Here is a 13,399-nt window from a genome sequence, read left to right as displayed (position 1 = left end):
GTGCGGATCTTCGACGCCGACCGCCAGGAGTGGGTCGGCCACGAGCAGGAGCGGCGGATCGCCGAGCTCCACGACCGCGACGCGGTGCGCCAGGGCAAGGCGCTGCGCGGCGCCGTGACGGTGCTCGCGGTGTGCGGCCTGGCCTTCGGCACCTGGGCGCTCGGCTGGAAGGACGAACCGGGGCCGACGGGGTACCTGACGGTGCTTGAGAAGCCCGCGCGGAGCGGGGACCCGGCCACCGAGGGGGACACCGCGGCGCCGTCCCCGGCAGGCGTGCCGCCCGCCCCGTACGAGGAGGTGTTCGACGCGGAGGGCTTCAGGCTCGCGGTGCCGCGGGGCTGGGTCCGCGACCTGGTCACCCCGACCGAGGGCTTCAACGTCGTCAACTACCGCAGCCCGGAGGGGGATCGGCGGCTACAGGTGTACGAGGTGGGGGAGGCGTCCCCGTACGTATCGCTGCGGACCTGGCTGGACGAGACCCCGATGCCCGGCGGCTTCGACCAGCTCGCCCCGCTGGAGCGCACGGACGACGAAGGCCGCCCCGCGGCCCGGCTCGAATACGTGGCCGACAAGTTCAAGGGCGAACCGGACATCGGCGCGTGGCACGTCATCGACCACCGCTTCGAGGCGGTGGACGGGAAGTTGTACGCCCTCGCGGTGTACGGCTCGGACGCGGACGGCAGGGACGACGAGGAGGAGTTCATGTCGACCGCCCTGGCGTGGTTCTGCCCGCCGGAGGAGATCTGCCCCGAGCCGGAATCCCACTGACCGCCCCTCCGCCTGCCGCAAGCCGCTCCGTGATCTCCGTTGCGTACCTGCTCACCAATGTAGTACTTCTTATACATGAGCGAGCAAGTGCACAACAGGTTGGCGATGGTGCGCGCGGAGCGAAAGGTGTCGCGCCAGAGCCTGGCCGAGGCGGTGGGGGTCCACTACCAGACCATCGGCTACATCGAGCGCGGGCAGTACAACCCGAGCCTCGACCTGGCGCTGAAGATCGCGGTGTTCTTCGGCCTCCCGGTGGAGGCGCTGTTCTCCCTGGAGCCGTTCCGCCCGCTCACGGACGAGGTCTACGGGAGGAGTCAGGGATGACTGGCCGGCAGGTGCAGCAGACGCGGGAGAGGCCGACCCAGCGGATGACCGGGTACGACCGGCGGATGTACGCGCTCATGAACCGGCGCGAGGGGGCGCCGATGTACGCCACCGCCGTGCGCAGGCGGATCGCGGTCGGCGCCCACATCGCGCTGACCGTGGCGAGCGTGACGGCCTGGCTGCTCACGGTCGTCGGCGATCAGCGCTGGGCGATGTGGACGATGCTCGGCCTGCTGCTGCCGTGGTGCGTCGCCACCGGCGTCATCAACGGCGCCACGCGCGGCCTGCTCGAACTGCGCGAACGCGTCCTCGACGAGCGGCAGCGCGCGGAGCGGGTGCGGGTGGCGGCGCGCGCCCGGCAGGTGATGCAGTGGCTGCTGCTCGCGGCCGCCGTCGGCACGGGGTTCGCCGCGTACCAGGGGTGGGACACCGAAGGGCTGCTCTTCCCCGTGCTGTTCACCGCGTTCGTCGTGCACTGGCTGATGCCGCTGTGGGTGGCGGGGCTCGCCGCGCAGGACGACCCCGCGGACGGCGACGACGACCCCGCGGACGTTCAGTAGGTGGTCTTCAGTAGGTGTTCGGCTTGTCCGTCACCTGACCCTGCAACTGGGAGACGTCCACCGAGTCCTCCTCGGAGGGAGTCTTCGACGGGACCGGCTTGTCGTAGTCGCCGAGCGTCAGCGTCGAGTCGGTCCCTGGCCCCTTCTCCGTGGCCCTGACCAGGTACGGAGTGCCTTCGGTCGCGACGTACAGCGTCGTCGTTCTGCCGTCCTCCCTGCCGGAGACGGGGATCACGGACGTTCCGTCGACCTTGGTCGGCTCGCCCTTCCGCAGGGCCGTGCTGTCGTCCGACTTGTTCTTGACCTCGTCCTGGATCGTGTCGAGGTCGCAGACCCCGGCCATGTCCTTGAGCAGGGCGTCGTCGGTCGTGCCGTACAGATAGCGGTCCCCGATGACCTCGGCCGCGGCCTCGCCCTGGCCGCCGGGGAGCTGGGCCTTCCAGAAGGCGAGGTCCGGCTTCATCCAGACCTTCTCGCCCTGTTTGATCAGCTCCAGGCTGCCGCCGTCCTCGGCCATGCGCAGCGAGCCGACGCAGTTGTCGTCCTGGTCCAGGGTGAGGTCCATCGACACCGGCTCGTCGCCGTCCGTGTCCGTGCCCTTCTGCTCCAGCTCCAGGTGGACCGACTTCGCGTCGAGCAGTTCCCGCTCCGCCTTGTCGGAGATCTCCTGTGCGCTCAAGTCCTCCGTGCCGGCGAGCGCGACCGCCGGTGCGACCAGGAGCGCGGCCGCCGTACAGGCCGCGGTGCAGGCCGCGGAACCCCAAGCGCGCTTCCTCGATATTCCACGCATAGCGCCACCTCCGGGGACAAACCCCTCTTCGAGCGTACGTTTCGCCCCAGGTGCCTGCACGCGCAGTGACACAGCGCACTTTCAGTTATGTAATGCGCATGGTTTCTTCGCCGGGGGGCATGTGCACCCGGCTACCGCGAGTGACAGGCGGGGCGTATGACAGGAACGGAAGGCAAACGGGACGTGTCCGCACAACAGACCATCCATGTGGGCGGGGAGTGGCGCACCGCCCTCTCCGGCGCCACGCGCGAGATCCTCGACCCGGCGGATGCCAAGCCGTTCGCTCTGATCGCCGAGGGCGGCACCGAGGACACCGACGCGGCCATCGCCGCCGCACGTGAGGCCTTCGACCACGGACCGTGGCCGGCCACGCCCGTCGCCGAACGGGCCGCGCTGCTGCGCCGCGTGGCAGACCTCCTCGTGCGCGACCGGGAGAAGATCGGGCTCCTGGAGAGCCGCGACGCGGGCAAGACCGTCGAGGAGGGCCGCGTCGACGTGGACTGCGTCGCCGACGCCTTCCGCTACTTCGCCGACCTGGTGATCGGCGAGGGCGCGGGCCGTGTGGTCGACGCGGGGTCCGACGACATCCACAGCGTCGTCGTGCACGAGCCGGTCGGCGTCTGCACGATGATCACGCCGTGGAACTACCCGCTCCTCCAGGCCAGCTGGAAGATCGCCCCCGCGCTCGCCGCGGGCAACACCTTCGTCATCAAGCCGAGTGAGGTCACTCCGCTGACGACGGTCGCGCTGATCGAGCTGCTCGTCGAGGCGGGCCTGCCGGCCGGCGTCGCGAACATCGTGACGGGCCCCGGCCACACCGTCGGCGCGCGCCTTTCCGACCACCCCGACGTCGACCTGGTCTCCTTCACCGGCGGCCTCGTCTCCGGCACCAAGGTCGCCCAGGCCGCGGCCCTCGGCGTCAAGAAGGTCGCACTCGAGCTCGGCGGCAAGAACCCGAACGTCGTCTTCGCCGACGCCTGCGCCACCGAAGAGGGCTTCGACACCGCCGTCGACCAGGCGCTGAACGCGGCCTTCATCCACAGCGGGCAGGTCTGCTCCGCCGGTGGCCGCCTCATCATCGAGGAGTCGGTGCGCGAGCGCTTCGTCGCCGAACTCGCCCGCCGCGCGAGCCGCATCAGGCTCGGCCGCGGCACCGAGGACGGCGTCGAGTGCGGCCCGCTCGTCTCGCAGCAGCAGCGCGAGAAGACCGAGTCGTACGTCGCGTCCGCGCTGGAGGAGGGCGCGGTCCTGCGCACCGGCGGCAAGCGCCCCGAGCCCAGCGAGGTCCGCCCCGCGACCGGCTACTTCTACGAGCCGACCGTGCTCGACCAGTGCCACCGCGAGATGCGCGTCGTACGCGAAGAGGTCTTCGGCCCGGTCCTGACCGTCGAGACCTTCCGCACCGAGGACGAGGCCGTCGCCCTCGCCAACGACACCGAGTACGGCCTCGCGGGCGCCGTCTGGACCAACGACGCGGGCCTCGGCCGCCGCATGGCCCGGCGGCTGCGCCACGGCACGGTCTGGATCAACGACTTCCACCCCTACCTGCCGCAGGCGGAGTGGGGCGGCTTCGGCAAGAGCGGCGTCGGGCGCGAGCTCGGCCCCGCCGGACTCGCCGAGTACCGCGAGTCCAAGCACATCTACCAGAACCTGGCACCGCGGCCGGTCCGCTGGTTCGCGGGCTGAGGCCCGGGCCCGAGTCGTAGAGGCGTGCGCGGGGGCGGCAGTCCCGCCCCCGCGCACGTATGTCCGCAGTTCCGAGCACCCCCCCGCGCACCCCCCGCTCAATACGCGCGAGCACCTTGCATCACACCTCGCAGGAAGAGGAGCAGCACGCATGGCTGAGACCACCGAGTACGACTACGTCATCGTCGGCGGCGGCACCGCCGGTTCGGTGATCGCATCCCGCCTCACCGAGGACCCAAACGTCACCGTCGCCGTCATCGAGGGCGGCCCCAGCGACATCGACCGTGAGGACGTCCTCACGCTGCGCCGCTGGCTTGGCCTCCTGGGCGGCGACCTCGACTACGGCTACACGACCACCGAGCAGCCGCGCGGCAACTCGCACATCCTGCACAGCCGCGCCAAGGTCCTCGGCGGCTGCTCGTCGCACAACACCCTGATCTCCTTCAAGCCGCTGCCGTCCGACTGGGACGAGTGGGAAGAGGCCGGTGCCACCGGCTGGGGCGCCAAGGCGATGGACCCCTTCTTCGGCAAGCTGCGCAACAACATCGTGCGCGTCGCCAAGAAGGACCAGAACCAGATCGCCACGGACTGGGTCGAGGCGACGAAGAGCGCACTCGGTGTCCCCGAGGTCATCGGCTTCAACGACAAGCCCTTCGACGAGGGCGTCGGCTTCTTCGACCTGTCGTACCACCCGGAGAACAACAAGCGTTCCTCCGCGTCCGTCGCCTACCTCCACCCCCACATGGAGGCCGGTGACCGCCCGAACCTCCACCTCTTCCTGGAGACGTGGGCCACCAAGCTGGAGCTGGCGGGCAAGACCGCGCGCGGCGTCCACATCCGTACGAAGGAGGGCGCGGAGCAACTGCTCACCGCCCGCCGCGAGGTGCTCGTCTGCGCGGGCGCCGTCGACACGCCGCGGCTGCTCATGCACTCCGGCATCGGCCCCGCCAAGGACCTTCAGGCCCTCGGCATCCCCGTCGTGCACGACCTGCCGGGTGTCGGCGAGAACCTCCTCGACCACCCCGAGTCGGTCATCGTCTGGGAGACCAACGGGCCGCTGCCCGGCAACTCCGCGATGGACTCCGACGCGGGCCTGTTCGTGAAGCGGGACCCGGACCACAAGGGCCCGGACCTGATGTTCCACTTCTACCAGATCCCGTTCACGGACAACCCGGAGCGCCTGGGCTACGAACGCCCGGAGCACGGCGTGTCGATGACGCCGAACATCCCCAAGTCCCGTTCGCGCGGCCGTGTCTACCTGACGTCGGCCGACCCGGAGGTCAAGCCCGCCCTCGACTTCAAGTACTTCGAGTACGACGAGAACGGGGTGGACTACGACGGGCAGACCCTCGTCGACGGCATCAAGCTGGCCCGCAAGGTCGCGCAGGCCGAGCCCTTCGCCAAGTGGCTCAAGCGCGAGGTCTTCCCGGGCCCGGACGTCACCGACGACGCCGAGATCAGCGAGCTCGTGCGCAAGGCCGCGCACACCGTGTACCACCCGGCCGGCACCTGCCGCATGGGTGCCACGGACGACGAACTCGCCGTGGTCGACCCGGAGTTGAAGATCCGGGGACTCGAAGGAATCCGTATCGCGGACGCATCCGTCTTCCCGACGATGCCCGCCGTGAACCCGATGATCGGAGTGCTCATGGTCGGGGAGAAATGTGCCGAGATGCTGGGTGGTGACGGCCGATGAGCGAGGCCTCAGTGAAGGACAAGGAAGACATGACGCAGGAGTCAACGGACGGGCCCGTCTTCGCCGTCGAGAACCTCTGGAAGGTCTTCGGCCCGAAGGCCGACCGAATACCGGGCGACACCTCCCTGCACGACCTCACCCCCGCCGAACTGCGTGAGCGGACCGGCTGCACCGCCGCCGTGCGCGACGTGTCGTTCGAGGTCAAGAAGGGCGAGGTCTTCGTCGTCATGGGGCTCTCGGGCTCCGGCAAGTCGACGCTCGTACGCTGCCTGACCCGCCTCATCGAGCCGACGTCCGGCTCCATCGCGATCGACGGCGAGGACGTCCTCGCCATGGACAAGGCGCGTCTGCGCGAACTGCGCAGGCACCGCGCCGCCATGGTCTTCCAGCACTTCGGCCTCCTCCCGCACCGCACCGTCCTCGACAACGTCGCGTACGGCCTGGAGATCCAGGGCGTCGGCAAGGCCGAGCGCCGCGCCAAGGCCCTCGAAGTCATCGCCAAGGTCGGCCTCGACGGCCTCGAACAGCGCAAGCCCGGCCAGCTCTCCGGCGGCCAGCAGCAGCGCGTGGGCCTGGCCCGCGCCCTCGCCGTCGACCCCGAGGTCCTGCTCTTCGACGAGCCCTTCAGCGCGCTCGACCCGCTGATCCGCCGCGACATGCAGGAAGAAGTCGTCCGCCTGCACCGCGAAGAGGGCCGCACGATGGTCTTCATCACCCACGACCTCAGCGAGGCACTGCGCCTGGGCGACCGCATCGCCCTGATGCGCGACGGCCGCATCGTGCAGCTCGGCACGCCCGAGGAGATCGTCGGCTCCCCGGCCGACGACTACGTACGCGACTTCGTACGGGACGTGGCGCGCGCCGACGTGATGAGCGTGCGCACCGCCATGCGCCCCGCCGACACCGACGAGGAGGGCCGCGGCCCGGCCCTCGCGCCGGACGCCAAGGTCGCCGAGGCCATCGAGGCCGTCGCCAAGTCCGGCTTCCCCGTCCGCGTGATGGACGGACCGCGCTGCCTTGGCGTCGTCGACCACGAGGCGCTGCTCGGCGTCGTCGCGGGCGTTGCCCCGGCGCAGAAGCCCGACAAGGGCCGCTCCGATACCGGCGAGGTGGTCGCCTGATGGCCACCGCCACCGCCTCGACTCCCGTACGTGACACGGGGATCGGCGCGCTCCTGCGCCACCGTGCCGTCGGCAAGATCCTGCTGCTCGCCGTCGCGGCGGCGATCCTCGTGCCGATCGTCAACGCCAAGTGGGCGTCCGGCGCCTGGCCCGGCGCGCTCACCGTCGACCTGACCGAGCCGCTCGGCAAGACCACCGACTGGATCATCGACAACCGAGACAGCCACCCGCTGTTCGTCTACTTCCTCGGGCACGTCTCCAACGGCATCGTGCTCTCCATCCGCGGCGTCTACCTGGTGCTCCTCGCGGCCGGCTGGGCCGGAGTGACCGTCGGCGCCGCGCTCGTCGCCTGGCGGGTCGCGGGCGTACGGCTCGCGGTCCTGGCCGCCGCCTCGTTCGGCCTGTGCGGACTGCTCGGCATGTGGGTGCCGACGATGCAGACGCTGGCCCTGATGATCGTGGCCGTGCTCGCCTCCGTCGTGCTCGGCATGCTGCTCGGGCTCGCGGGGGGCCTGAGCGACAGGATCTACCGCATCCTGCGGCCGGTCCTCGACACCATGCAGGTGCTCCCGGCCTTCTCGTACCTGCTGCCCGTCGCCCTGGTCTTCGGCATCGGCGTGCCCGCCGCGGTCATCGCGACCGTCATCTACGCGGCCCCGCCGATGGCCCGGCTCACCGCGCTCGGCCTGCGCGGCGCCGACGGCGGCGTGATGGAGGCGGTGACGTCGCTCGGCACCACCGCCCGCCAGCGCCTGCTCTCCGCGCGCCTCCCGCTGGCCCGCAAGGAACTCCTGCTCGGCCTCAACCAGACGATCATGATGGCGCTGGGCATGGCCGTCATCGCGTCGATGATCGGCGGCGCCGGTCTCGGTGACCGCGTCTACCAGGCCCTCGGCTCGGTGGACGTCGGCGCCGCGCTGGCCGCCGGTATCCCGATCGTCCTGCTCGCCGTGGTCCTCGACCGGGTCACCGGCGCGGCGGGGGAGCGACTCGGCGCCAACACCGAGGACAACTCCCCGCTGCGCGGCCGGCGCGGCTGGGCCGTGGCCGGAGCGGTCACCGTCGTCGCCGCGCTCGCCGCGCGCTTCGCGGACCGCCTGGAGTGGCCCGAGGGCTGGATCGTGAACATCGTCGAGCCGGTCAACACCGCCAAGGAGTGGATGGTCGACCACATCTACACCGGCGTGCCCGTCGTCGGCGGCACCGCCGACTGGGCGGCCCACTTCACCACCTGGGTCCTCGACCCGGTCCGCGACGGACTCCAGGGCATGCCCTGGTGGTCGGTCCTCCTGGTCGTCGCGACCCTCGCCTGGCTGATCGGCACCTGGCAGACCGCGCTCACCGCCGTCCTCGCGATGGCGGCGACCGGCGTGCTCGGCGTCTGGAAGCCCTCGCTCGACACCCTCGCGCAGGTCCTCGCCGCGGTCGCCGTCACGGTGGTCCTCGGCTTCGCGACCGGCATCGCGGCGGCCCGCAGCACGCGTCTGGAGAAGCTGCTGAGGCCCGTCCTTGACGTCTTCCAGACGATGCCGCAGTTCGTGTACCTGATCCCGGTCGTGGCCCTCTTCGGCATCGGCCGCGCCCCCGCGGTCGCCGCGGCCGTCGTGTACGCGCTGCCCGCCGTCATCCGCATCACCACGCAGGGCCTGCGCCAGGTCGACGCCGCGGCGATGGAGTCGTCCCGCTCGCTCGGCGCCACCAGCTGGCAGCAACTGCGCAATGTCCAGCTCCCGCTGGCCCGCCCGGCGCTCCTGCTCGCCGTGAACCAGGCGGTCGTCCTGATCCTCGCCGTCGTCGTCATCGGCGGCCTCGTGGGCGGTGGCGCGCTCGGCTACGAAGCGGTGTTCGGCCTCGCCCAGGGCGACCTGGCCACGGGCCTGGTGGCCGGTGTGGCGATCGTGTGCCTCGGCTTGATGCTCGACCGGGTCACGCAGCCGACGGAACGCCGTGCGAAGAAGGGTGCGTGACATGCGAGTACGTACGCGTGTGATGAGTGCCGCCACGGCGGGCTGCGCCCTCCTGGCGCTGTCCGGCTGTGCGGCCGACATGACCAAGCAGGCCTCTCCGTACGCCAATGCGGCGGGCGCCAAGACCGTGACGCTCTCCGTCCAGTCCTGGGTCGGCGCGCAGGCGGACGTGGCGGTCGCCGAGTACCTGCTCAAGGAGGAGCTCGGCTACCGGGTCGACAGGGTCCAGATCGACGAGGTCCCGGCCTGGGACGCGCTCAGCCAGGGCCGCGTCGACGCGATCATGGAGGACTGGGGCCACCCGGACCAGGAGCAGCGCTACATCAAGGACAAGAAGACGATCGTCCCCGGCGGCGACGTCGGGGTCACCGGGCACATCGGGTGGTACGTCCCCACGTACTTCGCGAAGAAGCACCCGGACGTCACCAACTGGAAGAACCTCAACAAGTACGCGAAGGACTTCCGCACCTCCGAGAGCGGCAGCAAGGGCCAGCTCATGGACGGCTCCCCGTCGTACGTCACGAACGACAAGGCGCTGGTGAAGAACCTCGGCCTGGACTACGAGGTCGTCTTCGCGGGCTCCGAGGCGGCGCAGATCACGCAGATCGAGCAGTTCGCCAAGCAGCGGAAGCCGTTCTTGACGTACTGGTACAAGCCGCAGTGGCTGTTCAAGAAGGTGCCGATGACGGAGGTGAAGCTGCCCGAGTACAAGGAGGGCTGCGACGCCGACCCCGTCAAGATCAAGTGTGCCTATCCGCACACGCCGCTGCAGAAGTACTTCAACGCCGACTTCGCCAAGAAGGGCGGCGACGCGGCGGAGTTCCTGAAGAACTTCAAGTGGTCGGAGGAGGACCAGAACGAGGTCTCGCTGATGATCGCCGACAAGAAGATGTCGCCGCAGGACGCGGCGAAGGCGTGGGTCGCCGACCACGAGTCGAAGTGGCGGGGCTGGCTCCCGAAGTAGCCCTTCGGGCGGGGCGGGCGGACTGACCGCCGCTGCGCGGCGAAGGTCTGGTGCCCACTCGTTCTCGGCGGGTCCTGGCCGCCGCTCCGCGGCGAGTTCTCCCGCCCGCCCACTCGATCACCCCGCAGGGCAATCGGGTGGTGGGCGGGAGACATCCGCCGCGAAGCGGCGGTCTGGTGCGGTGCCGTCCAGGGGCCATGCCGAAGCGCGCCCCGGACAAGCGGGCAGGGGCTACCGCAGCTCCGCGGTGATCTCGCGCAACGCCTCCGTCGCGCGGATCTGAAGCCCCGGCCCGAACGTGATCCGCGTGGCCCCCAGCTCACCCAGCTCCCGCAGGGAGGCACGGGACGGCCGGGCGCCCGCGTTGATGGGGCCCGAGATACCGCCCCGGAGGGCAGGCAGCGCCTCCGGCGGTGCTCCGATCGGGTAGACGCAGTCCGCCCCCGCCGCCACATAGAGGCGGGCGCGCTCGATCGCCTGACCGGGATCGGCGACACCCCGGATGAAGGTGTCGACGCGGGCGTTGATGAACAGCCCCCCGCCCGCGACGGAACGTACCTCCGCCAACCACTCCGCCTGCTCGCGCGGATCCTTGAGCGCCCCGCCCGCAGACTCCGAGTCCTCCAGGTTGCAGCCCACCGCGCCCGTCTCCAGGAGCCGCTCCACCAGCTCCTTCGGCGCCAGCCCGTAGCCGCCCTCGATGTCCGCACTCACCGGCACGGCCCCGGAGACCGACCGCACGATGCGGGCCACCGCCGCGAACATCTCGTCCGGCGGCACCTCACCGTCCGCGTACCCGAGCGACGCCGCGACCCCCGCGCTCGGCGTCGCGACGGCGGGGAAACCGGCCTCCACGAAGACCCGCGCGCTGGCCGCGTCCCAGGGCCCGGGCAGGACCAGCGGATCACCGGGCGCCCGCCCGTGGTGCAGTGCGCGGAAGTCGTCCACGAGGCTCATGGCGCGTACCCTCCCGGCTCGATGCGGCGGCTGACCATCACCCGGTTCCAGCTGTTGATGACGGTGATCACCCCGATGAGATGGGCGAGTTCGGCCTCGTCGAAGTGCTTGGCCGCAGCCTCGTACACCTCGTCCGGCACGAACCCGTCCGTCAGGACGGTCACCGCCTCGGTCAGCGCGAGAGCCGCCCGCTCCCGCTCGCCGAACAGCTCGCCCGCCTCCGCCCAGGCGTTGAGGAGGGCGATCCGCTTCGCCGTCTCGCCGTTCTTCACGGCGATGTCCACATGCATGTCCAGACAGAACGCACACGCGTTGATCTGCGAGGCCCGGATCATCACGAGCTCGGCGAGCACGGGGTCGCCGAGCCCCTTCTTCGCGGCCGCGCTCAACGCGGCCATCGCCGTCCCGACCCCCTTGTCGAGGTGCGTGGTCCGAGCGCTCACTTGTGGTCACCGGCCTTGTAGTGGCCCGGCACCTGACGCGTCGAGACGCCGAAGCGGTTCCACGCGTTGATCACCGTGATCGCGGCGATCAGCTGGGTCAGCTCCTGCTCCTCGAAGAGGGCCGCGGCCTTCTCGTACACGGCGTCCGGCACGAAGCCGTCCGTCAGGACGGTGATCGCCTCGGCCAGCTCCAGAGCGGCGACCTCCTTCGCGGTGTAGAAGTGCTGCGACTCCTCCCACGCGCTGAGCTGGATGATCCGCTCCACGCTCTCGCCCGCCGCGAGGGCGTCCTTGCTGTGCATGTCGATGCAGAGCGCGCAGTGGTTGAGCTGCGAGGCGCGGATCTTGACCAGCTCCAGGATCACCGGGTCGACGCCCTTACGGGCCGCCGCGTCGAGCCGGATCATCGCCTTGAAGACCTCGGGTGCGTGCTGGTGCCAGTCGAGCCGGGGCGCGTGCTCGTGGACGTATTCCCTGGTGCCGTCGTCGGTGCTGTCGTTCGTCGTCATGTCATCGACCGTACGACCGGAATAGCCCACGGGTATGGTCCATTCCCATGGAAGAATCCTGGGCCACTTTGGGCGTGGACCTCCACCTGGAGACGACCGGCGAGGCCACCTCCGGCACGCACTCCGGCGTACGCAAGGGCCTCACCGACGCCCTGCGTGAAGCGGTGCGCGGCGGCAGGCTCGCCCCCGGCACCCGCCTCCCCTCGTCCCGCTCCCTCGCCGTCGACCTGGGCATCGCCCGCAACACGGTCGCCGACGCGTACGCCGACCTCGTGGCCGAGGGCTGGCTCACCGCACGCCAGGGCTCGGGCACCTGCGTCGCCGAACGCGCCGTGCCGCGCCCCGCCGACCCCGAACCGCGCCGCAGGGCCGCCGGCGGTCCGACGTACGACCTGATGCCGGGCACCCCCGACCTCGGCTCCTTCCCGCGCGCCGCCTGGCTCAAGGCAGCGCGCCGGGCCATGGCGTCGGCCCCGAACGACGCGCTGGGCTACGGCGACCCGCGCGGCCGCATCGAACTGCGCACCGCCCTGGCCGACTACCTCTCCCGCGCCCGCGGCGTGCACGCGGACCCGGACCGCATCGTCGTCTGCGCCGGTTTCGCACAGGGGCTGAGCCTGCTGGGCGGTGTGCTGCGGGCGCGGGGTCTGCGGGAGATGAGGGTCGAGTCGTACGGCCTCGACGTGCACTGGGACCTGCTGAAGCGGGCGGGGTTGCGGACGAGGCCACTGCCTTTCGACGAACGGGGCACGTCGACGGCCGAGTTGGGGTCGAAGCGGGGGACGGGGCCGGGGCCGGGACAGGGGCCGGGAGCTGGATCTGGCCCGGCCAAGGCGGCGCTGCTCACGCCCGCGCATCAGTTCCCGATGGGGGACCCGCTGCACCCCGACCGGCGCGCGGCGGCCGTCGACTGGGCGCGGCGCGAGGGCGGGCTGATCCTGGAGGACGACTACGACGGGGAGTTCCGCTACGACCGGCAGCCGGTGGGCGCGCTCCAGGGCCTCGACCCCGACCGCGTGGTCTACCTCGGCACGGCGAGCAAGTCCCTCGCCCCCGGCCTTCGGCTCGGCTGGATGGTCCTTCCGGCACCGATCGCCGCCGAGGTCGTCGAGGCGAAGGGGGGCGCGGAATGGGCCTGCGGGGCGCTCGACCAGCTGACGCTCGCGGAGTTCATCACGTCGGGTGCGTACGACCGCCATGTGCGGGGCGCGCGCCTGCGCTACCGCCGCCGACGGGACGAATTGGTCGCCGCGCTCGCGGCGCGGGCACCGGAGGTACGGGTCACGGGGATCGCAGCGGGCCTGCACGCGGTCCTCGAACTGCCGCCGGGCACGGAACGTTCGGTGGTCCAGGCGGCGAGCTGGCAACGCCTCGCGGTCCAGGGCCTGGCGAGCTTTCGTCATCCCGACGCGCGGGTCCCGGGCCGGGACGCGCTGGTGGTGGGGTACGGAACACCGGCGGATCATGCGTGGGCAGGGGCGTTGGAGGCGCTGTGCCGGGTGCTGCCGTGAGCTCTTAGCCCGTCCACGTCCGGCGTTTGAGGACGAACTCGGCGGAGCCGGTGATTGACGGTGCCCAAGGCCCCTGCGCCAGCAGGTTTCCGGGAAGGGGCGG

Annotated in this window: 13 protein-coding genes; 9 read left to right on the top strand and 4 right to left on the bottom strand. The window is 71.0% G+C overall.

Annotated features, from left to right (window positions below):
* The 3 genes from ACIGXX_RS40475 (at position 1) to ACIGXX_RS40465 (ending at position 1,652) form a co-directional block, all read left to right on the top strand.
* Positions 1–768 (top strand): hypothetical protein, encoded by a 768-nt coding sequence (locus ACIGXX_RS40475; protein WP_351172713.1) that lies wholly within the window; start codon positions 1–3, stop codon positions 766–768.
* A gap of 75 nt (positions 769–843) precedes the next feature.
* Entirely contained in the window at positions 844–1,092 is a 249-nt protein-coding gene (locus tag ACIGXX_RS40470; protein WP_160506754.1) for a helix-turn-helix transcriptional regulator, read from the top strand.
* Positions 1,089–1,652 (top strand): hypothetical protein, encoded by a 564-nt coding sequence (locus ACIGXX_RS40465; protein WP_351172719.1) that lies wholly within the window; start codon positions 1,089–1,091, stop codon positions 1,650–1,652. Before ACIGXX_RS40470 ends, ACIGXX_RS40465 begins: the two co-directional genes overlap by 4 nt.
* Before the next feature lie 7 nt (positions 1,653–1,659).
* Here the strand turns inward: ACIGXX_RS40465 and ACIGXX_RS40460 are convergent, their stop codons facing one another.
* Positions 1,660–2,442, bottom strand: coding sequence for a hypothetical protein (locus tag ACIGXX_RS40460; protein ID WP_351172722.1), 783 nt, complete (start codon positions 2,440–2,442; stop codon positions 1,660–1,662).
* A gap of 156 nt (positions 2,443–2,598) precedes the next feature.
* On the opposite strand from ACIGXX_RS40460, the gene ACIGXX_RS40455 reads away from it, so the two are divergent.
* From ACIGXX_RS40455 to ACIGXX_RS40435, 5 genes are all read left to right on the top strand, one after another.
* Positions 2,599–4,128 (top strand): aldehyde dehydrogenase family protein, encoded by a 1,530-nt coding sequence (locus ACIGXX_RS40455; RefSeq protein ID WP_351172725.1) that lies wholly within the window; start codon positions 2,599–2,601, stop codon positions 4,126–4,128.
* Between the two features lie 151 nt (positions 4,129–4,279).
* The gene (locus ACIGXX_RS40450; protein WP_351172728.1) at positions 4,280–5,824 is read left to right on the top strand and encodes a GMC oxidoreductase; all 1,545 of its coding nucleotides are present in this window, start codon (positions 4,280–4,282) and stop codon (positions 5,822–5,824) included.
* A gap of 29 nt (positions 5,825–5,853) precedes the next feature.
* Complete coding sequence (locus tag ACIGXX_RS40445) at positions 5,854–6,945, top strand: glycine betaine/L-proline ABC transporter ATP-binding protein (protein WP_351172731.1); 1,092 nt, start codon at positions 5,854–5,856, stop codon at positions 6,943–6,945.
* The gene (locus ACIGXX_RS40440) at positions 6,945–8,912 is read left to right on the top strand and encodes an ABC transporter permease subunit (protein ID WP_361468528.1); all 1,968 of its coding nucleotides are present in this window, start codon (positions 6,945–6,947) and stop codon (positions 8,910–8,912) included. Before ACIGXX_RS40445 ends, ACIGXX_RS40440 begins: the two co-directional genes overlap by 1 nt.
* A 1-nt stretch (position 8,913) precedes the next feature.
* Complete coding sequence (locus tag ACIGXX_RS40435; RefSeq protein ID WP_361468530.1) at positions 8,914–9,876, top strand: glycine betaine ABC transporter substrate-binding protein; 963 nt, start codon at positions 8,914–8,916, stop codon at positions 9,874–9,876.
* A 231-nt stretch (positions 9,877–10,107) separates the two neighbouring features.
* Here ACIGXX_RS40435 and ACIGXX_RS40430 read toward each other — a convergent pair whose 3' ends face one another.
* From ACIGXX_RS40430 to ACIGXX_RS40420, 3 genes are read right to left on the bottom strand one after another with little or no spacing between them, the layout of a single operon-like run.
* A complete protein-coding gene (locus ACIGXX_RS40430; protein ID WP_361468533.1) occupies positions 10,108–10,833 on the bottom strand; it encodes an isocitrate lyase/phosphoenolpyruvate mutase family protein in 726 nt (241 codons plus the stop codon).
* Positions 10,830–11,276 carry a carboxymuconolactone decarboxylase family protein gene (locus ACIGXX_RS40425; protein ID WP_351172743.1) on the bottom strand — a complete coding sequence of 149 codons (447 nt, stop codon included), beginning with the start codon at positions 11,274–11,276 and terminating at the stop codon, positions 10,830–10,832. Before ACIGXX_RS40425 ends, ACIGXX_RS40430 begins: the two co-directional genes overlap by 4 nt.
* Complete coding sequence (locus tag ACIGXX_RS40420) at positions 11,273–11,785, bottom strand: carboxymuconolactone decarboxylase family protein (protein WP_351172746.1); 513 nt, start codon at positions 11,783–11,785, stop codon at positions 11,273–11,275. The genes ACIGXX_RS40425 and ACIGXX_RS40420 overlap by 4 nt, the downstream gene beginning before the upstream one ends.
* Before the next feature lie 47 nt (positions 11,786–11,832).
* On the opposite strand from ACIGXX_RS40420, the gene ACIGXX_RS40415 reads away from it, so the two are divergent.
* Positions 11,833–13,296 (top strand): PLP-dependent aminotransferase family protein, encoded by a 1,464-nt coding sequence (locus ACIGXX_RS40415; protein ID WP_399983589.1) that lies wholly within the window; start codon positions 11,833–11,835, stop codon positions 13,294–13,296.
* Positions 13,297–13,399: the final 103 nt, after the last annotated feature.

It is taken from the genome of Streptomyces sp. NPDC055243, from assembly GCF_044544025.1.
GTDB lineage: Bacteria > Actinomycetota > Actinomycetes > Streptomycetales > Streptomycetaceae > Streptomyces.
Note: the sequence above shows the minus strand (reverse complement) of the source record. Positions and strands in the feature narration are given on the sequence as shown.